This window comes from Kitasatospora indigofera, assembly GCF_014655955.1.
Classification (GTDB): Bacteria; Actinomycetota; Actinomycetes; order Streptomycetales; family Streptomycetaceae; genus Kitasatospora; species Kitasatospora indigofera.
Genome location: NZ_BNBO01000059.1, coordinates 35445 through 54385, shown reverse-complemented (window position 1 = coordinate 54385; position 18941 = coordinate 35445). Strand labels below are relative to the sequence as shown.

At 72.0% G+C, this 18941-nt stretch carries 17 protein-coding genes; 8 read left to right on the top strand and 9 right to left on the bottom strand.

The features are described 5' to 3' along the window. Window positions 1-44: 44 nt before the first annotated feature. Window positions 45-791, bottom strand: a complete 747-nt coding sequence (locus tag IE329_RS33320; RefSeq protein WP_190214770.1) for a hypothetical protein — start codon at window positions 789-791, stop codon at window positions 45-47. A gap of 186 nt (window positions 792-977) precedes the next feature. Here IE329_RS33320 and IE329_RS33315 point away from each other — a divergent pair, with 186 nt between their 5' ends. From IE329_RS33315 to IE329_RS33305, 3 genes are all read left to right on the top strand, one after another. After that, window positions 978-1565, top strand: coding sequence for a hypothetical protein (locus tag IE329_RS33315; RefSeq protein WP_190214769.1), 588 nt, complete (start codon window positions 978-980; stop codon window positions 1563-1565). A gap of 461 nt (window positions 1566-2026) precedes the next feature. Continuing rightward, complete coding sequence (locus IE329_RS33310) at window positions 2027-2629, top strand: hypothetical protein (protein WP_229927965.1); 603 nt, start codon at window positions 2027-2029, stop codon at window positions 2627-2629. A gap of 564 nt (window positions 2630-3193) precedes the next feature. Beyond that, entirely contained in the window at window positions 3194-3505 is a 312-nt protein-coding gene (locus IE329_RS33305) for a hypothetical protein (RefSeq protein ID WP_190214767.1), read from the top strand. A gap of 96 nt (window positions 3506-3601) precedes the next feature. Here the strand turns inward: IE329_RS33305 and IE329_RS33300 are convergent, their stop codons facing one another. After that, complete coding sequence (locus tag IE329_RS33300) at window positions 3602-5794, bottom strand: MMPL family transporter (RefSeq protein WP_190214766.1); 2193 nt, start codon at window positions 5792-5794, stop codon at window positions 3602-3604. A gap of 508 nt (window positions 5795-6302) precedes the next feature. Here IE329_RS33300 and IE329_RS33295 point away from each other — a divergent pair. The 3 genes from IE329_RS33295 (at window position 6303) to IE329_RS33285 (ending at window position 9236) form a co-directional block, all read left to right on the top strand. Further along, complete coding sequence (locus tag IE329_RS33295) at window positions 6303-7511, top strand: sensor histidine kinase (RefSeq protein WP_229927964.1); 1209 nt, start codon at window positions 6303-6305, stop codon at window positions 7509-7511. A 62-nt stretch (window positions 7512-7573) separates the two neighbouring features. Next, window positions 7574-8281: a response regulator gene (locus IE329_RS33290; protein WP_190214776.1), complete on the top strand. Its 708-nt coding sequence runs from the start codon at window positions 7574-7576 to the stop codon at window positions 8279-8281. Window positions 8282-8498: 217 nt separating this feature from the next. Then, complete coding sequence (locus tag IE329_RS33285; protein ID WP_190214764.1) at window positions 8499-9236, top strand: DUF6193 family natural product biosynthesis protein; 738 nt, start codon at window positions 8499-8501, stop codon at window positions 9234-9236. 138 nt (window positions 9237-9374) lie between these two features. Here the strand turns inward: IE329_RS33285 and IE329_RS33280 are convergent, their stop codons facing one another. The 5 genes from IE329_RS33280 to IE329_RS33260 form a co-directional block, all read right to left on the bottom strand. Continuing rightward, window positions 9375-10040, bottom strand: a complete 666-nt coding sequence (locus IE329_RS33280) for a hypothetical protein (protein WP_229927963.1) — start codon at window positions 10038-10040, stop codon at window positions 9375-9377. Window positions 10041-10197: 157 nt separating this feature from the next. After that, window positions 10198-10887: a hypothetical protein gene (locus IE329_RS33275; protein ID WP_190214763.1), complete on the bottom strand. Its 690-nt coding sequence runs from the start codon at window positions 10885-10887 to the stop codon at window positions 10198-10200. Then, window positions 10884-11543 carry a hypothetical protein gene (locus IE329_RS33270; RefSeq protein ID WP_190214762.1) on the bottom strand — a complete coding sequence of 220 codons (660 nt, stop codon included), beginning with the start codon at window positions 11541-11543 and terminating at the stop codon, window positions 10884-10886. Before IE329_RS33270 ends, IE329_RS33275 begins: the two co-directional genes overlap by 4 nt. A gap of 172 nt (window positions 11544-11715) precedes the next feature. Continuing rightward, entirely contained in the window at window positions 11716-12924 is a 1209-nt protein-coding gene (locus IE329_RS33265) for a putative T7SS-secreted protein (protein WP_190214761.1), read from the bottom strand. Next, complete coding sequence (locus tag IE329_RS33260) at window positions 12924-13133, bottom strand: hypothetical protein (RefSeq protein ID WP_190214760.1); 210 nt, start codon at window positions 13131-13133, stop codon at window positions 12924-12926. The genes IE329_RS33265 and IE329_RS33260 overlap by 1 nt, the downstream gene beginning before the upstream one ends. 555 nt (window positions 13134-13688) lie before the next feature. Between IE329_RS33260 and IE329_RS33255 the strand changes: the two genes are divergently transcribed. Beyond that, on the top strand, window positions 13689-14963 hold the full coding sequence (locus tag IE329_RS33255) for an IS4 family transposase (protein WP_190214759.1): 1275 nt from the start codon (window positions 13689-13691) through the stop codon (window positions 14961-14963). Window positions 14964-15481: 518 nt separating this feature from the next. Here the strand turns inward: IE329_RS33255 and IE329_RS33250 are convergent. Further along, entirely contained in the window at window positions 15482-15835 is a 354-nt protein-coding gene (locus IE329_RS33250; RefSeq protein WP_190214758.1) for a hypothetical protein, read from the bottom strand. 152 nt (window positions 15836-15987) lie between these two features. Between IE329_RS33250 and IE329_RS33245 the strand changes: the two genes are divergently transcribed. Then, entirely contained in the window at window positions 15988-16572 is a 585-nt protein-coding gene (locus IE329_RS33245) for an AAA family ATPase (RefSeq protein ID WP_229927962.1), read from the top strand. Between the two features lie 90 nt (window positions 16573-16662). On the opposite strand, the gene IE329_RS33240 is transcribed toward IE329_RS33245, so the two are convergent. After that, window positions 16663-18684, bottom strand: a complete 2022-nt coding sequence (locus tag IE329_RS33240; protein WP_190214757.1) for a hypothetical protein — start codon at window positions 18682-18684, stop codon at window positions 16663-16665. Window positions 18685-18941: the final 257 nt, after the last annotated feature.

Genomic DNA, 18941 nt, shown 5'->3' with positions numbered 1-18941 from the left:
GGCCGGGCCCCGATTCCGGGGCCCGGCCCGGCGACGCGTGCGGATCAGCAGGTACCGAGGTCCTGCCAGACGCCCCACTGACCGGTGGTGCCGGGCTCCTCGCCCAGCGTCCACCACTTGGCGCTCCACCGGTGGCCCTTCCACGAGACGGTGTTGCCACCGGTGTAGACCTGTGTGCCGCCCCAGGAGGCGGTGGAGCACGCCGGGGCGGTGCCGGCCACGGTGAGCGTGTAGGTCGCGGAGGACGTGGCCGAGGTGCCGGTCAGCGTGCCCTTGACCGTCAGCGTGTAGGTGCCGGGGACGACCGTGGACACGGTCGACACCGACAGGGCGGCGCTGGAGCTCCCGTTGACCGAGGACGGGCTGACCGAGGCGGTGACCCCCACAGGAACGCCGCTGACCGTCATCGCGATGGACGTGTTCGAGCCGTTGTTGATGATGGCCGTGCTCACGGTCGCGGTGGTCGACGAGCCGGCGGTCACCGTGCCCGAAGACGGGCTGACCTGCACCTGGATGGCGGGCACCTGGACACTCGACGCGGAGGGCGACGGGGAGGAGGCGGCGGTGGCGGCGGCTTGGAGGAAGGCCATCGCCGGGTGCTTGTCACCCGACTGCGAAGCGAGCTGGGACAGGCTGTCGTCGGCCTGGGCCTCGACGTACGGGGCGAAGACCTGGGCGGGCAGTGGGGTGCCCGCCGCGTGGACGGTGCCGGTGAGCGCCACGCCGGCGATGGCGGCGGTGACGGCTCCGGCGAGCAGGGCTCGGAGTGGTGCGCGAACGGGTCCGGTCATGGACCGCGCTCCCTTCGAAGGTGGGGGACTTCGGCGACCTGAAGCACTCCGGCCTGGACCAATACTGGTGGTCTGGACCACCTGACTGTCAAGAGTCCTTACCGAGCTCTTGGGCTCAGCAAGGTGGGACCGCCGCAGGACCGCCCCAGATCGTGGGGAGGATTGTGGTGCCGCCACACTGTGCGGATGGACTCAACAGCGCTGCTCGGCCTGGCGGGCATCGGGGGGACGGTCGTGGTGGCCGGTATAGGGGTGGTGGGCACGCTCGGTTCGGCCCGGGCGACCGCCAGTGGACAGGCCGCGCTGGAGGAGCAGAAGGCTCGCCGACAGGTGTACGCGGCGTGCGCGACCGCCGTCCTCGGCCGCAGGGACACGGCGGTCGGGCTTCTCGATCGGTTCCGGGACGACGACTTCTCCGTAGCCGCGGCCCAGGCCCGGCTCGACGAGTTGGAGGAATTGCGAGGCGTGGTCGCGGGCGCGGTCGGCGCGGTGGTGGTGGAGGGCCCGTACGGTGTCGCGCACTGCGCGGAGTCCGCCGCGCTGCACGTGGAGGTGCTCGCCGGCCGGCTGCGCGACTGGGTCTCCGCGGTCGCGGCCGGCCGCGACCGGGAGGAGCTGGTGGCAAGTCAGATGCGTTACGCCCGCGAGGACCAGGGGCTGATGGAACTGGCCGTCGGCCGACTCGGCGCCGAATGCCGCCGGGTCCTGCACCCCGACGAACGAGACTCCCCCGCCCGGCCGGCACTCTGGCGACGTCTCCTCCCCCGAGCCTGACCCCATCGGCCGACAGGACGCTTCGGTGGCAGTACGAACGACCGTGGCGGCCTCGTGAGGCAACGGGTGGTCAGGTGGGAAAATCGCCGCCCAAGTAGGGATCATGGGGTTATCCTCGGCGACGCGCATGCGCACGGTGGCTCGGCCCTCGGCGAAGGGCGTGGTCACAGTCTGGACCGGTGCCGCGACCGCCCAGAAGGCTGTGCAATTCGCGGTCGCAGAGTGGCGGAAGGTGCCCGCCAACGAGCGCGCCCTTCCGAACCGGATCAAAGCACAGCAGGATCGAATCGGAAAGAATATCGGCTTCAACCCGGAGGGTCGTCGTCGAGCTGAAGCACATGGCCAGATATCCGGACAATTTCATCGCATTTACGGCATTCCCCCAACAGTCGGAGTGGAGACCGATAAAGAACATGGAGCCACTAGGACCCGACGGAGACTTCGGAATCTCCGGGCTCGGCATGAAGATCGGCGGCCTCTACGGCCCGGCCGATCGGGCTGGGGCGCTGGAATTCGTCACGCTCCGCCTCGACCGAACGGGGCCTCAGGAAGCCGCGGCATTGAGCACGGACGTCCACCGGCTCGTCGCATCCGCCTTCTCCGACGCCGAGCTGGAGACACTCTGGATTTCCACCACCGGCAGACGATTCGCCCCGGGCGGCGGACCGGGTGGGATCAGAGATTTCCTGGTCGAAATCGCGGACATCTGTGCAAGGTTCATTCTGGCAGGCGATGAAGAAGCCTTCGCGGCTCAAGCTTGCGAGTTCGACTCCAACTTGATTCGTCGTCAGATCCTGAACGAGCTCGATACGGTCCGCAAGTCTCTGCTGGAACGGTGCGAACCCTCCATCAAGGAATCGATCGTGCCCCTGCTGGAGCGCGTAGTGGCAGACCTGGGGGCGGACCTCGGGATGCGTCTTTTCCTGCGCGCCCTGAAGTCGTCCTTCGCCCCCATCGGGCTGAGCCGGCTGGCCAGGTTCGAAGCGATCGGCGAACAGCTCGGCTACAGCGATCTGGTCGTCGCGGACGGAACCCTCAACACCCATTTTGATATGAACGACTGAGTCACCGTCGCCCGCAGGCGTGGCGGCGCACCGCGTGAGCGGGGCGGACCCCGTGATGCGTACCGCCCGGCGGCGGGTCTGGGGAGCATCCTGCGAGGAACAGCCCGCTCCGTGACGGACCGGCCGCTGCACGGTGAGTGCAGTCGGTACCGGGGCCGGATCCGGACGGCGGGACCGTGGTGATTTCCGCGATCCCGCCGCCATCGACGGCAGCCCCGTTCAGCCGGAGCGGCGCGGCCGGACAGCAGCCGAGGGAGGTGTCAGCGGCGGCCCGGGCAACGCCACGGCGCGATCAGGTTCGGGCGCGATCGGGTTCGACGGATCAGGGAGGCAGGCCCAAGGGGGCCGGCGCCCGCCCCGCCTCCTCCGGAAGCGCCCAGCAGGTGCAACCATGCGGTACGAGGCGGGCTGTCGAGGTCTCGGCCGACGGTGCCGGGCGGGGAGCGGGACATGATGGATGACACGGGGCGCGGTGCCGTTGCGCTGGCAGTGGCCCTTCGAGATGCCCACTTCAGGCTGAAACGGCTGGCACGGGTCTGGGAGGAACGGGCACAGGCCCGGGCCGTGCGTGAACGCGAGTCGCTGGGGCCGGTCTGGCAGTACTCGGACGACCCGGACGAAGCCTCCTACACCGATGGCCAGGTGCTCGGGCTGGCGGGCAGTCTCACGGTGGTCTTCGCGCTGTCCGTCAGCTTCAGGGCCAGTGGCACGGACATCCTGGCCGGCGTCAGCGTCGAGGACGACGCGGGGAACAGCGAGGAACTGCTGTCCACAGGACCGGAGGAGTTTCCCCCGAGCGCCGAGGACCTGGTCGTCGAGATCGGCCGCTGCCTGGACCGCATGGAGCGGCTGGACCTCTCGGACGTGGTCCGCTGACCCGGCCGGTCACGTGGCGGACTGCCCCGGGTGCAGTCTCGCCACGTGATCACGATCGACAGCTGGAGTACTACGGGAGTACTGACGGCCCGCCAGTCAGGGCACCGGGACGCGGTACGGCTCCGGGGCCGGCTCGGCCCGGTGGGGGTGGCGGGCCTGGCGGAGCGGCCACCAGAGGGCGCGGCCGAGCAGGGCGGCGACGGCGGGCACCAGGACCAGGGACAGGACGACGGCGGAGAGCAGGATGCCGAGCGTCAGCGCGAAGGCGACTTGTTCGCTGCCCGGGGTGGCGGCGAGGGTCGCGAAGGACCCGGCCAGGACCAGGCCGGCCGTGGCGATGGCGGGCGTGGTGTGCCGTACGGCGCGGGCGACGGCGGCGCGGGGCGGGCCGGGGCGCTGCATCTCCTCGCGGATCCGGTCGGTGATGAGGATGTTGTAGTCGGTGCCCAGCGCCACGACGAACAGGAACAGCACCAGCGGGAGGGTGAAGCTGACGCCCGGTTCGCCCAGCCCGTGCTGGAACAGCAGGGTCGCGGCGCCGAGGGTGGCGGCGAAGCCGAGCCCGACCGAGAGCATCAGGACCAGCGGGGCGAGCAGGCTGCGCAGGAGCAGCAGCAGGATCAGGGCGATCAGGGCGGCCGCGACCGGGAAGACGATCGCCAGGTCGTGGTCGACGGCGGTGGAGATGTCGGCGAAGATCGCCGCCGTGCCGCCCACGTGGGCGCTGGTCCCGGCGGGTGTGTGGGCGGCGACCGCGGCGCGGACGGGGCCGGAGGCCAGGTCGCGGGCGCGCCGGCTCTGCGGGTCCGCGGTGAGGTAGAGGTCGATCCTGGCGGCGTGGCGGTCCCCGTTGAGGACGGTGCCGCCCGTCTTGCCGACGCCCTCGACCTGGGTGAGGGCGTGGGAGAGGCCGTCGAGCCGGTCGGGGGTGAGGGTGGTGCCGTCCGTGGTGACGACGTAGACGCTGGTCGGGTCGGAGACGCCGGCCGGCAGGGTGCGGGAGATCTCGGCGGCGGTGGCGGCGGCCGGGGTCCGGGCGTCGGCGCCGCCGAGGCCGTAGTCCATCCGGATCCCGGTCATCCCGGCGGCCAGCGCGCCGAGCAGGGCGAGGGCGGCGAGCAGCATCGGCAGCGGCCGCCGGGCGACGAGCGTGCCGAAGCGGGCGGCGAAGCCCTCGCCCGGCTGGCGGCGCAGGCTGCGGGAGGGCCAGAACATGCCGCGGCCGCAGGCGGCGAGCAGGGCGGGCATCATGGTGAGGCTGCCCAGCAGCATGACCAGGACGGCGACGGCGATGGCCGGGCCGAGCGAGCGGAACTGGCCGAAGCTGGCCACGCCGAGGGTGGCGAAGGCGGCGACGATGGTCAGCGCGGCCGAGGTGATCGCGGTGCCCACCCGGGCGGTCACCTGGGCGGCGGCTTCGCGGGCGGGCTGATCGGGCCGGGCCCGGAGGTGCTCGCGGAAGCGGAAGAGCAGGAAGAGCAGGTAGTCGACGCCGATGCCGAGCAGGACCACGGAGACCAGCCCGGGGGTGCCGGCGTCGAGCTTGAGGCCGGTCAGCGTCGCGGCGACAGCCACGGCTCCGCCGGCCACGCTGCCGATCATGGCGACGGCGAGCAGCGGCAGCAGGGCCGCCGCCACGCTGCGGAACACCAGCACGTTGAGCAGGACGATCAGCCCCATGACGAGCGCGCTGCCGACCGTTGCGGCGGTGCGGTGGGAGTCGGCGGTGTCCGCGGCGTCGGCCAGTCCCCCGGTGAACCCGGTGCGCATCCCGGCGTCGGCGAACTGGGCGCGGGTGGCGTCCCGGAACGCCCGGTAGACGTCCTGGACGCCCTCGTTCGCGGCGTTGCCGGTCAGTTCGACGGAGAGCAGTTCGAAGCCGCGGTCGGGCGCGACCATGGCCGGGGCGACCCGGGGGGTCTGGGACCGGTCGGGGACGAGGAAGGCCGGCGCGTCGTCCTTCCTGGGCATGACGACCCGACGCTGGGCGAGCTTCGCCGCCTCGGCCTCGACCCGTTGCTGGTCGGCGGCGGTGAGGGCCTGGCCGTCGGTCCTGGCGACCAGCACGGTGACCGTGGTGGCGTCGGGCTTCATCCCGAAGTTCTCCTCGGCGATCCGCAGTGCGGCGGCCGAGTCGTAGCTCCTGGGCAGGAAGTCCCCGGTCTGGGACTGGGTGACGCGGTCGAGGAGCATCGGGCTCAGCAGGGCCAGGGAGATTCCCAGCACCACCCAGAGGGTGATCACCTTCCACGGGTTCCTGGTGGAGTATCCGGTCAGTGCGCGGATCAAGGTTTCCTCCGGCGGTGGACGCGAGCGTCCGCAAGGTCGTTCTCGGCTCCGGGGGTTCCCGGCCGGGTTCCAGACCATCACCCGGGGTGGGCCGCGGACGTCCCCGCGACGGACGATCCGCACCGGGCCCCTGCTCCTCGGCCGGGTCCGGACCCGGGACCGTGGTCCTGGTCCGGGCCCCCGTGATCGGCCGTGGGGACCATGCCGGGGTGGGGTGGGCCGATGCCAGAATGGGGTCATCGGACCTGTTCAGAGCCTGTTCAGAGCCTGTTCAGGGTCTCATCGGGGCCTGATCGGGCTCGTCGGGGCTGGTCGGGGCTCGTCAGGGCCCGTCAGGGCTCATCGGTGGGGCGCGGCGCGGGCCGGGCACGGAGGGGGAACGGACATGGGCGGTCATCAGCGCCCCACGCTGGACGCGGCACTCGGGGCGGACCCGGCGCACGCGGCACACCCGGCACACCGGGCTGACCGGGCTGACCGGGCGAGCGGGAGCCCGGGGCCCGGCGGGGTGGCGGACGCGCCGCTGGAGACCGACGGCGCGCCGTGGACCCACACCGACGCGCTGGTGGCCGCCGGCGCCTGCGCGCTCGACCTGCTCAACTTCCTGCTCTTCAGCGAGATGGACGGGGTACGCCGGGTGACCCCGCCGGGCCTGCTCCTCGTCGCGCTGTCGGCCCTGCCGCTGCTCCTCCGGCGCCGCCACCCGGTGCCGGCGCTCGCCGCGGTCCTGGCCGTCGAGGCCGCGATCGACCTGTCCACACCGGCGAGCACCCACTTCGGCGCCGTCCTGATGGCCGGCTTGTACTCGGTCGCCCGGGCCCGGCCCGCCCCGGTGACGGCGGCCGCCGCGGCGGCGACGACGGTGCTGACCACGCTGAGCCAGAGCCACCTGCACGTCCCCTCCTGGCAGGCGCTCGCCGGCACCTCCTGCTCCACCCTGCTCGTGGCCGGCGCCGGCCTCGCCGTGGCGCGCTGGCAGCGGGAGGTCGCGGCCAACCGCAAACTGCTGGCAGACCGCGCGGTGGCCGAGGAACGCCGCCGCATCGCACGGGAGTTGCACGACATCGTGGCGCACCACATCACCACCATGCAGCTGATGGCCGGCGGCGCCCGGGCCAACCTCGCCCACCCGGAGGTGGTCCGGGACGCCCTGGTCACCCTGGAGTCCTCCGGACGGATGGCCCTGCGGGAGATGCGCCAGCTCCTGGACGTCCTGCGGGCCGGCGACGAACCGGACACCGCCCCGCCCGCGCCCCAGCCCGGGGCCGAGGACCTCGGCCGGCTGGTGGACGAGTCCCGGGTGGCCGGCCTGCCGACCGACTTCGGCGTCCACGGGCCCCGCCGCCCGCTGCCGCCCACCGTCGGCCTGACCGTGTTCCGGATCGTCCAGGAGGGCCTCACCAACGCCCGCAAGCATGCCGGGCCCGCCCGCGCGAGCGTCACCCTGACGTACGGTCCGGACCGGGTCACCGTCGAGGTGCGCGACGACGGGGGCACGGCGGGCACGGGCGGCACCGCACCGCAGGAGTCGGCGCCGGCCGGCGGCCGGAGCGGGTACGGCCTGATCGGCATGCGCGAGCGCGTCGCCCTGCACGGCGGCACCCTGCGGACCGGACCACGTCCGGAGGGCGGCTTCGCCGTCCTGGCCGACCTGCCACTGGTCCCGGAGGAGACGGCCGACGCGGCCGTCCAGCACGGAACGGCGACCGCCCGGTGAACGCGCACGGCGACAGCCCGGTGAACGGCGACGGCCCGGCGGGCACGCACGACGGCGGCTCGATGAGGTCGGACGACGGCGGCCCGGCGGGCACGGTGGCAGCGAGCATCCGGGTCCTCATCGCGGACGACCAGCCGCTGGTGCGCCGCGGCCTGTCCCTGATCCTCTCCCCCGACCCGTCCTTCAAGGTGGTGGGCGAGGCCGAGAACGGGGAGCAGGCCGTCACCGCCGCCCGCCTGCTGCGCCCCGACGTCGTGGTGATGGACATCCGGATGCCCGTGCTCGACGGGGTCGGCGCGACCCAGGAGCTTGCCCGCACCCTCCCCTCCTGCCGGGTCCTCGCCCTCAGCACCTTCGACATGGACGAGTACGTGGTGGCCGCGCTGCGCGCCGGCGCCCACGGTTTCCTGCCCAAGGACGTCTCGCCGGAGGAACTGGGCGCGGCGATCCGCACCGTCCACGCCGGCGAGGCGGTGGTCGCCCCGCGCCTGCTCACCCGGCTGATCTCCACCTACGTCCGAGCCCCGGTCGGCGCCCCGCCGCCGGTCACCGACACGGGCGCACTGACGCCCCGGGAGGTCGAGGTGTGGCGGCTGATGGCCACCGGCCTCGACAACACCGAGATCGCCCGGGCCCTCGACATCAGCCTGTCGACGGTGAAGAACTACATCACCAGCATCTTCGGCAAACTCGACGTCCGGGACCGCGCCCAGGCGGTCATCGCGGCCTACGAGTCCGGCCTGGTCACCGCACGCGTGGGAGGCGGGTAGCGGGGGCCTTCCGTCTGCGGGCTCTACCTGCCCAGGTGCTGGAGGGAGGACCGGGACCGCTGCCGCGCGGCGAAGACCCCCGCTCACGGCCCTCACTGACGGCCAGTTTCGCTCTCCGGGTCGCAACGAGCGGGCACACGGAGTGACGAATTTGCCTCCCTCGCCGCTTCGCCTGCCAGCCGTTCACTCGCCGGCATTGCTGGGCCAGACTATGGGGATGGACGCTGACCTCTACCCCGACCTGGCTGCTGCGGGCAGCCTGACCGCAGCGCTGGAACTGGTGGCGGCCGAACTTGGTGTCGACATCACGGTGGTTCCCCACGAAGGCGGCTCCCCGGTAACGGCGGGAATCTCTTCGCCGGTCTCAGGGCGAAAGGCGATGTCCATCTACACCGGCTCGCACAGTCGCGTGTTCAGCGTCTCCGGATGGGGCGGCCCGGGCATCGAGCTGATCACCGGGGCCACGCCGGACCTCGCGGACGTCGTCAGGGCCGGGGTGGCCTGGAGGGAGGGCATGCCCCTGCGGGAGCTCACACTGCAGCTGCCTTTTCTGCGCTCCAACGAGCGTGCCGAGGCGCACGAGCGCGGTCCGGCGGCGGTGGTGGAGCTTCAGTGGCGGAACATGCGGGAACAGGCAGCCGATGCCCCGGGCTTCCCGGAATTCGACGCACTCGTGGAAGCTGCCTTTGCCGAGCCGCGGCTGCGACAGCTCTACGTGTACTCCAGCCACTGGACACTCGGCTTCAGCTCCTGCACCGGATTCCCCTTCCGGGATGAGGTCGCCATCGCCCCGGCGCACAAGGGCAGCCCGTACCGCGTGATGAGTCACCCACATGCCAACGCCATCGGTGAAACCACAACGGCCGAGGACGCCGTCACCCTGGCGGTGTTCCATCTCCCTGTCGACCTCGGCCCGGCCACCACGGGATCCGTCGTACGGGATGACGGCATCTGACGGGCGTGACTGACGGTGACCGAAGCCCTGGCCGGTTGACTTCCCATCAGTGGCCGCAGGCGGGAAGATCCAATGGCTCTGATCAACATTTCGGGATGACCGAGCGTAAACGACCCACGAGCAGGAGGGACACGGAGGCTACCCTTCCTGCGCTGGTCGACGGCGCAGTCCTTCTGGGGTGAAGGTGAAGCTAGCGTCCAACGGAGCGTCACCACGGCGGACTGCCAAGAGCAGTGGGTGCTCGCGGCTCGGAGGCCAGGAAGGCTCGGTGTCCGGGTCGGTGCCGTTCCAGAGGTGAAAGAACAGCATTGGCGCGGAGAGGTCCGCGGTCACGTAGCCGAGCGTCTTCCCGTAGTAGGGGTTGGTGCTGCCGAAGAGCACCGACGGCGCGCCGAAGGCCGAGATCACGTCGGCCCACACCCGGTCCTGACTGGCCCATGAGTCGATGGCGGCAAGCATCGTGGCGTACTCGTCCGCGCTCAGCACCCGGTCCAGCTTGAGCCATCCCTGCCGGTGCGCGAACTCCGCGTAGACGGAGGCCACGCTGGTGCCGTGATCAGCCGGCAGGGCGCCCTCGAAGGCACCCTTCACGCCGGTCGGAGTCCATGCCTTGCGCTGCTCCAGGGCGCGCTGCTCATCGCCCCATGCTTCCTGGCGACGCTCAACGAACAGGAGATGATCCAGCGTCAGCCGGATGGCGAGCTCACCTCCCCACATCCCCGGTCGACGGAGAGCGTCGTTGAGCTGGGTGACGAGGTGGGTGTGGATCTGTTCCGAGGAAGCGAGAGGGGCGTTGGCAGGCATGCCGTCAGTCTTTCGCACCGCAGTCGCCAAGCCGGGCTCAGGGGGTGAGGAGTATCCGGCGTCGCAGGAGGTCGAAGCCAGCCCGCCCGTAACCTTGGGTGGTACCAACGGGCGGGCGGTCGCTGAACGAGGTCCCGTTCAGCGACCCGGTTACCCCTCATGGGTGGAGCACTGTGGCGAACGGGTCGTCGGGGCCTGCAGGTGCGGTCGTGGACGTCCGGCGGATCGGCTCCGCGGCCGACGTGGTCGCCGCAAGGCCGGACAGACGGACGCTCCGGACGACCTGCGCGAGCACGGGGGCGTAGACGTCCGGCCAGTGATCGACGTCCGGCGTGCTGAGCTCGATGATCAGGACACGGTTCGACCCGGACGGCAGAGGCAGGTAGGCCTTGGCCGAGAGCAGCGGGATCCGTTCCTGGGGACCGATCTGCCACCCCTCGCTCTGTTCAAGGGTCATGACGACCGGACCGACGACCGCGTCGAATCGACTGACCAATCGGCTTGGCGGTCCCGACGGCACGGTGAGGGCTTCGATCAGGCCTTGGACCGCGACCTCCTGCGAGCTGTCGTCCTCCGTGCCGGCCTGGGTGACGGACAGCGTGGCGGCCGAAAGCCGGCCCGCGACCGTACCCAAGCACGTGCCCGACCAGATGACGCCGGCATCGGTGAGCGCGGCGGAGGCGGCGAGGTACAGGTCGGTGACGGCTCGGCGCTGATCAGGGCCGAGGTCCTGGGCCGACGGGCCGAGGCGTTCGACGACCCGCTCGTAGGCCTCCTCGACGTCGTCGACAGCGGCGAACGCCACGAAGTCCGGCGGGGCCAGGAACTCGACCCTCGTGCCGCTCACAGTTCGTCCTCTCGGTGCGGGCGCTCCGACGCAAGGTCGTCGGGCAGCGGTGGCGGGCCGGCGCCGGGCGCTCGGTCGTACGGGAGTTGTCGATGTGCGGCGCTCTGCTGCAGCCGTTCACGGTGGTGCTTGAGCGGCCGGTAGGCCGTGCAGGCGGCAAGGGCTGCCAGCGCGAGCCCGGCGGCGAGGAGTGGGTGGGTGGCTGCCACGGCGGCTGCGCCCAGGGCCAGTGCGCCGGCCAGGGCGAACACTCCGGCCGGGTGGTAGCGGTCCTGGATCTGCTCAGGTCCGGGGAGCGGCATCCGCCCGGGCGCGGGGCGCAGCGGTCCGTGGCCGGGCGGCCAGCCCGGAGGCGTCCAGAGCGGCGACGTGTCGCCGCTTCGGCGGACCGTCCACGGGAGCGGCGAGGGCGTGTCGGGGCGCAGGTCGGGCCTCCGCATCCAGTCGCCGCGCAGGCGGGCCCGGGGGTCCGGGTCGAGGACGGCGCGCAGGTGGGCGCTCCGGTAGGAACTGCTGACCTGGTGGAAGTACTCCAGTCGGTAGCCGTACAGCCAGCACAGCCAGCGCATCTCGTCCTCGCCGAAGGTGAAGAGGTTCACCGCCTCGTCAACTCTCCCCCGGCCGTCCAGGAACAGGGCTGCCTGGGTCATGTCCATCTCGTGGCCTCCCTTCCGGTATGAGGCGGTGCGGCCGGAGACGGGACCGCCCGTTTGAAGCAGGTGGCGTGTCGGCGTGAAGCAGGTGGCGTGTCGGCGGCGCGCAGTGTCAGCCTGCCGGCCTCCGGGCCGGCTGCTCGTGCCCGGGCCCTCGGCCGTATTCATGCGCCGGTCACCCGTTCTGGACAGCCGCATCGTCCTTCGCGGAGCCGTCCTTCCAGGCGTTCTCCATGCCTATGCCCAGCAAACCGCCCGGCAGCAGGAGCTCTCCCCACTGCCGTGGTCCGCGGGGGAGGAACTGTTGGAGCCCGCTGGGGTCCTGGGACCATCCGCCGAGGGAGAGGCCGGTGGCGCCGAGGCCGACTCCGGTGCCCAGAACCTGCCGTTCGTACAGCGAGACGGCCAGCGGGGCGGCCTTGCCGAGTTCGCCGACCACCGGGACCATTCCCATCACATCCACCGCGAAGGACAGCGGCGGAACGTCCGCCCCGGCTGCGGCGGCGACACCATGAAAGCCGAGTGCGGCACCGGACAGGGCCATGGAGGCCCCGTTGAGGGCGGCTGCCCCGATCTCGAGCGGTGGGAAGAACACGCCCGCACCTGCCAGAGCGATGGAGGCCAGGCCGGTGAGAGTACTGGCGTTGGAGAGCAGGTCGCCGACGGCGGCGATCGAGTTGGCGTGTGCCCGGGCCCAGGCAGCGGCGTCCTCGGCGAGTTGGATGTGCAGGGTGACGACCTTCTGGACCTCGTCCATCAGGTGGCCGAACCAGCCTGGTCCGTCGGGTGCCTGATCGCCGGCGCGTTTGACGGCCACCGCCGCCTCAATCGCCAGTTGGTCGTGCTGGTGCCGCAGGGCCTCGGCGCGGGCGATGATCTGGTTGAGTTCACCGGTGGCGACCTGGAGGTCGGCCGAGGCGGTCTTGAACCTGAGGGTGGCGTCCTCGACCAGGTCGTCGGGGAGCCACTGCCCGGCGAGTTTCAGGTCCGGGTTGCTCCTGGCCGTGGCGAGCCTGGTGCGGGCGGCCCCGGCCTGCTTCTCGTCGTCGGCGGCGCGGTGTTGCAGGTCGGCGAGCTGGTCGCGCCAGCTGTGCAGAGCGGTGTACGCGGTAGTGAACGACGCGTGGGCGGTGTCGAGTTGGGCGGGGAGTTTGCTGATGCGGGCGGAGAACGAGTCGGCGGCCCCACCCTGCCAGTCGCCGCCGTTGTGGGAGACCCGGGCCACGATCTTCCGGGCGTCGTCGATCTCCTTGGCCGCTTGGCGCAGGTCGCCCGCCAGCGCCTCGACGCCTCCGGTGTCGCCTGGCGCCGGGTCGAAGCCGATCCCCTCGAAGCCCGGCCGACCGCGGGGCACCGCCACGCCGAGCCCTGGGAAGCCGCCCATCAGGACACCTGCCCGGACATCACCTTGCGTACCGCCTCGTCCGCCTGCCGATAGCCCTTGGCCGTCGCCTGCAGACCACCGCCCAGGGCCTTCAACGTCTCACCGAGCTGCTTCAGCCCGAAGGACCAGCCCTCCCCGAACCCGTCGCAGGCCAACTCCAACGCCTCGTGCCCCACCACCTGCGGCTGCGTCCCCCGAAGCGCCGACATCGCGCCCCGCATACTGCCGACCGCCTCCTCCAGTTCCCGCCCCAGGCCGTCCAACTGATCGGCCTGTACCCGGAACGTCCCCTGCGCCACCATGCCCCCCGGCAAAGGTTGTACGGAAAGTAGCCGCACCCTGACAATGCGATCATCGTCGTTGTCACGAAATACGGACGCCCACCGGGCCCGACCGGTTGCGGCTCCCCCGCCCGCGACCACGAAGCCAAGCAGTCCAGGAGGGAGCGCACCGCACAACACCCGCCCGGTGGTGACCGCCCCTGGGGGACTTCCGACTTGTCAGGGACGCTCGCTGGGGTGATCAGGCATCAGGGCGGATTCCGGCGGTGTCGAAGGCGAACAACGCGTTCCCGGGTCCCCGACCAATCCATTCGCACGTTCATGATCCCCCTCCCGGCAGTGACCAGAACGCTTGCCCACACCGCCGACAGTCCAAGGGACAATGCCGCGAAGCTTAAGTTGATCAAGGTGTCATAGGGGGCAACGCCCAGTGGTCGCTTGTGTCGCTGAAATCCGTTTCGGGCGGACGGCTACGGTTGGTGCATGGATCAGGGGGCGGTTGGAGCGGGTAGGCCGGTTGCGCGGCCGGACCAGGTGTCGCTGGGGGTATTGGTCGCTGCGGTGCCGCGGTTCAAGGTCGATGAGGCCGCTGAGGTGTGCGGGGTGGTTGAGCGGCGCCGCGGCGGGGAGCTTCCTCCGCATGTGACCGCGTACCTGACGATGGCGCTGTGCCTGTTCGCCGACGACGAGGCCGAGGAGGTCGCGCAGAAGGTCACCGGGTCGCTGCCGGGGTTCGGGATCTGGGATGCGGCGTGGGAGCCACCGACGTCGTCGGGCATCACGCAGGCGCGCAAGCGGCTGGGCCGTGACGTACTGCGTGAGACCTTCTACCGGGTCGCCGAGCCGACGGCCGTCACCAAGACCCGGGGGGCGTGGTTGCGGCAGTGGCGGCTGACGGCGATCGCCGGATTCGATCTGGACCTGCCCGACACGGCCGAGAACGCGGCCGAGTTCGGCTATGCGGGCAACGACCGGTCCCGCTCGGCTTTCCCCAAGGCCCGGGTGGTGGCCGTGGTCGAATGCGGGTCCCACGCGTTCATGGACGCCGAGGTCGGCCCGTGGAATCGCAGCGAGAAGGCGATGGCGGCCTCGTTGCTGATCTCGATCTCCAGCGACTGGCTGCTGCTGGCCGATCGCGGGTTCTACAGCTTCGCCGCGTTCAGCGCCGCCGCGATGACCGGGGCCGCGCTGTGCTGGCGGGCGCCCACGGAGCTGTTGCTGCCGGTCCTGAAGGTGCTGCCCGACGGCACGTATCTGTCGGCGCTGGTGGACCCTGCGATTCGCGGCCGCGAACGCGAGGAACTGTTTGACGAAGCAAGGTCGGGGGCGAAGCCGGACCCCGCCGCGGCCCATGTGGTGCGCGTCGTTGAGTACGACGTCCCCGACCGTGACGGGCGGGAACTGGTCTGCCTGATCACCAACATCACCGACCCCGATGCCCTGACAGCCGGCGAACTCGCTGGTGCCTACCAGCAAAGATGGGAGGAGGAGACTGCGAACGGGCAGCTCAAGAGCGTCCTGCGTGGGCCGGGGAAGGTGTTGCGTTCCAAGAGCCCGGACCTGGTCCACCAGGAGATCTGGGCCTACCTGCTGGTCCACTATGCGATCAGCTCCTTGATCTGCCAGGCCGCCACCGGCGCCGACCCCGACCCCGACCCCGACCCCGACCCCGACCCCGACCCCGACCGGATCAGCTTCCTCGGGGCCGTCAACATCGTCCGCCGCACCGCCACCGGGACGGCGGCCTTTCCCCTCTGAGCGGCGGGACGCCGTGACGGTCGAGATCCTCACAACACTCGCGGGCCGTCGGAACTGCAACCCTGAACGGCGCCACCGCAGCCACCCACGCGTCGTCAAACGTGCCCGCCGCAACTCTTACCGCGTGAAGAGGGCGACAGACGCCGGCACCCGCCATGCAGGTCCACCGATCCTCAGGTTCGCCCTGCTTGACGCCCCTGCCACCACAACAAGATCAACTTAAGCTTCGTGGCATTGGTTACGAGCGCCCGGCAGGGCCGGGCGGGCCGCACCTGCCGGCAGGTGTGCCGTGCCGCACCGGGCGTGTGCCGGGCGCGACCGGCACGTTGAGCGGGCCGAGGACAGGCGGCCTCACCATCGGCCCCGACCGGCCGAAGGCGGCGGGGCGACCGGCCAGCTCCGGCAGCCCTCGTCACCGTGGACGGCGAGCCTGTTCAGCAAGGCACGGTCCGCGCGATGATGATCCACCTTTCGCGATCGGAGCGGCATGCGTATCACCACGGTGCGGGCGGCCGGCCTCAGGTGTCAGGTTCGTCCTCGTCGTCGAAGCTGAACGGTTCGACGGTCCACGGCAGGCCCGGGCCGTCCCGGTAGGCAGCGAAGCCCGGCTGCAGGGCGGCCGTGCCGGCGAGGGTGGCGTCGTCCTGCACCAGGGAGGCGAGGCAGTACACGCCGCTGGCATCGGGCAGGTTCGGGTCGTTGACGCCGTCCCCGACCAGCCAGTCGCCGTCGCTGTCGTGGACGACGACGAGCGCCGGCAGGTGTCCCTCGGCGACGGTGCGCTGGACCACCGCGCCGAGATCGTGCGGGAACCGGCCGTCGGGGAACGGGAAGGGCACCTGCCTGAGCACCGGGTGGGAGGTGTTGTCCATGACGGAAGTATCGCGGTGCTCCGGACGGGATCCCGCATCGGTGCCGGAGGTGCCCCACCGCCCCGCGGCGGCTGCGCAGGAGGACGAGGCACCGGACGGACGGCAGCGGATCTCCCCCGCCCGTGACCTGGCGGCGGGTACCGTCGTGCGTCATGGACGACAGCGCGAGGCGTCTGCCGGGCGGCGTGGGCGGTACCGGCGTCACGGGCCGGCCGGACACGGTGCTGATCGTGGTGCGCGGGCCGAGCGGGGCCGGCAAGTCCAGTACCGCCGCGGGGCTTCGTGCCGCGTACGGCCGGGGCATCGCCGTGGTCGGCCAGGACGTTCTGCGGCGCGACGTGCTGCGGGAGCGGGATGTCGCCGGCGGGGCGAACATCACCCTGATCGACCTGGTGGCACGGCACGCCCTGGACCACGGCTTTCACGTCGTCGTCGAGGGCATCCTCGCCGCCGACCGCTACGGCGCGATGCTGGCCCGGCTGGCGGCCGACCACTGCGGGCGCAGCTTCCTCTACTACCTGGACGTCGACTTCGACGAAACCCTGCGGCGGCACGCCACCCGGCCGCTGGCCGGTGAAGTCTCCCCCGAGCAGATGGCCGGCTGGTACCGGGCCCACGACGTCCTGCCCGGCCGCCTCGAACACCTCATCAGCCGGCACAGCACCCTGGACGACACCGTCGAACGGATCCTCACCGACACCGCCCTTGCCCCGCCCCGCCGGACGCCCCGCCCCTGACGGACACGCCCCGGCCGCCCGGCGGGACCGCGGCTCGCCACCGGACGGACGGGTCACCACGGCGTCCGGCGAGGCGGCACGGACGCCGGTTCAGCGTGCCTCGCCGGGTGGGGCCTGAGCACATGCGAGGGCCTGCTCGGTCAGCCGGCGCAGCGCCTCGTCCTGGAGGACCGCCTCGTAGCCGTCGAGCTGGGACAGGCGGTGCTGCGACTGCCGCACCCTCAGCAGTGCGTCCCGGATGGCCGGGCTGATCCAGCCGATCCGGATCAGGCCCTGGAGCGCGTCGCGGAAGGATCCGAAGCTGTCGTCGCCGTCGGCGATCGGCAGGACGAACTCCTCCAGGACCTGCACGGTCGGCTGCCTCCGGCCGGTGATCGACCACAGGGTGGTCGCGGCGGTGAGACGCCGCCCCTGGGTGCTGTTTTCCAGGATCGACCGGACCCGGTCGGTGTAGGGGGCCGCGGCGAGGCCGAAGCCGGCCAGGGCACCGACCGGCCAGTATCCGGGTGCCTCGGACGTCATGACCGCGTCGCCGACGAGCCGCAGTGCGGCCTCGCGGTCCTCTCCGATGCACGCGGCGGTCATGGCCACCCACGGAAAGCTGCCCGGGGAGTCCAGCACCTCCCAGGCACGCACCGCCGGTTCGGCCAAGGCGGCGGCCGGCCCCATCGCCCGCAGCACCCCGAGTACGGAGACCGAAGCCCCGGTGTCGGCAAGCAGCGGAAGGAGATCGGGCAGGGCCGGCAACGCGTCCTCGCCCCAGGCCTCCAGCACCGCGAGGAATACGTGGGGCGCGCCGCCACGGGCCCCGCCGTCGCGGATCGCCTCCCGTATTGCGGGCAGCAGGACGTCCGCGTGCGCGCGCAGCGGGATCAGCACGTCCTTGGGGTCCGGCCGTCTCGGATCACCGAGGCAGTAGCCGCGGCCCTGCTCCTCCTCCTGCGCGCGGAGTTGCCGGACGAGTCCCGGCAGGGCGCGTGGGTCGCCGATCCGGGCCAGTGCCCAACGGGCGATCTCGCCGACCGTTCCGTCGAAGTACTCGTCGGCCCCGTCGTCGTCGAGCAGTCCGGCGAGCCGGTCGGCGTACGGGGCCGACACCGGGCCGAGCGCAGCGAGGAGGTTCGCCGCCCGCAGCCGGACGGCCCCGTCCGGATCGTCCAGCAGAGCGCCCGCCAGGGGCAGGAGCACGGGTGCCACCGCCCGCCGTCGAACGAAGAGGTCCCAGGCAAGGTCCAGGGCCGCGCGGCGCAACAGGGTGTCCCCGCCGCTGCCCGCCGCACCGGTCAGCCGGACGACGAAGGACAGGTTCGCCTCCAGGTCGTACTCCAGGCGCCGGGAGATCCACCAGAGCACGTGCTCGCGGTTGCAGGAAAGCCCGAATTCCGTCTGGTACCACGTCTCCTCGAACCGTGGCCGTACCGCAGGGTCGGCGAACACCTCCACCAGCCGGTCCAGGTGCCGGACCGCCAGGTCCTGGTCCAGGCCGGCCGAGGCGTACACGGCCGCGACCCAGGGCACCGGGTCCTCCCCGGTCAGCACCTGCGCCAGTACGGCCCGCGCCGCCGCGACAGCGCCCCGGTCGGCCTGCGGCGAGGCTGCGGCCTCGCCGAGGGCCAGCAGCAGCGGCAGCCGGACAACCGCATCCGTCTCCACCCGCCACCGCTCCAGCAGCCGGGCGACGCTGCCCGCGAGCGGGATCGCCGCCCGCCGCACCACCGGGTCCGGGTCCGCGAGCAGGGACCGCGCCCCGGCCCGGTCCTCGTCCGTCGCACCCGACCCGTTCATCGCCACCAGGAGTTCGACGAGGGTGGCCCGCGCGCCCATCGCCGGGTCGGCGGCGAGGGCCACGACGAACGGCAGGGCGGCCGCCGCCGCGGACGACGTCACACCGTTCCACGCCGTCAGGCACTCGAACAGCCGGCCGAAGTCCTCCTCCGTCGCCCCCGGACCCGCCACTGCGAGCCGTCGCAGCGTCCGCGGAACCTCCGCCACCGGGTAGTGCGGATGCGCCGTCTCAAGTCCTTCCCACGCCACCGCGTCCAGTGCCTCCAGGGACATCCCCGTCACCGTCATCCCGCCCACCACGCCGTCCTGCTCGCCACCGGCTGTCATCGTCCGGGAAACCGGCCGCCCTGTCGCCCGAATTCACTCCGCCTCGCTTCCGTGACGGGCGGGGCGACTGCGGCCCGCTCCGAGTGGCCGCCGGCCGGCGCCAGCCGGGGAGGGACCGCCCGGCCGCGGAGGGCGCCGGGCGGGCGGCGGGCCGCTGCCTCCTGACGCAGCCCCGGGCATCGCGGTGCCATCGCGGTGCCCCGCCCGGCCGGAACCGCGGGGACGGGGCGCCCGACGGCACCTTTCGGGCAGACGGC

Coding starts and splice junctions, on each gene's coding strand:
- IE329_RS33320 (WP_190214770.1), bottom strand. CDS start 791: ATGACCGGACCCGTTCGCGCACCACTCCGAGCCCTGCTCGCCGGAGCC.
- IE329_RS33315 (WP_190214769.1), top strand. CDS start 978: ATGGACTCAACAGCGCTGCTCGGCCTGGCGGGCATCGGGGGGACGGTC.
- IE329_RS33310 (WP_229927965.1), top strand. CDS start 2,027: ATGAAGATCGGCGGCCTCTACGGCCCGGCCGATCGGGCTGGGGCGCTG.
- IE329_RS33290 (WP_190214776.1), top strand. CDS start 7,574: ATGAGGTCGGACGACGGCGGCCCGGCGGGCACGGTGGCAGCGAGCATC.
- IE329_RS33285 (WP_190214764.1), top strand. CDS start 8,499: ATGGACGCTGACCTCTACCCCGACCTGGCTGCTGCGGGCAGCCTGACC.
- IE329_RS33280 (WP_229927963.1), bottom strand. CDS start 10,040: ATGCCTGCCAACGCCCCTCTCGCTTCCTCGGAACAGATCCACACCCAC.
- IE329_RS33270 (WP_190214762.1), bottom strand. CDS start 11,543: ATGGACATGACCCAGGCAGCCCTGTTCCTGGACGGCCGGGGGAGAGTT.
- IE329_RS33265 (WP_190214761.1), bottom strand. CDS start 12,924: ATGGGCGGCTTCCCAGGGCTCGGCGTGGCGGTGCCCCGCGGTCGGCCG.
- IE329_RS33260 (WP_190214760.1), bottom strand. CDS start 13,133: ATGTCGGCGCTTCGGGGGACGCAGCCGCAGGTGGTGGGGCACGAGGCG.
- IE329_RS33255 (WP_190214759.1), top strand. CDS start 13,689: ATGGATCAGGGGGCGGTTGGAGCGGGTAGGCCGGTTGCGCGGCCGGAC.
- IE329_RS33250 (WP_190214758.1), bottom strand. CDS start 15,835: ATGGACAACACCTCCCACCCGGTGCTCAGGCAGGTGCCCTTCCCGTTC.
- IE329_RS33245 (WP_229927962.1), top strand. CDS start 15,988: ATGGACGACAGCGCGAGGCGTCTGCCGGGCGGCGTGGGCGGTACCGGC.
- IE329_RS33240 (WP_190214757.1), bottom strand. CDS start 18,684: ATGACAGCCGGTGGCGAGCAGGACGGCGTGGTGGGCGGGATGACGGTG.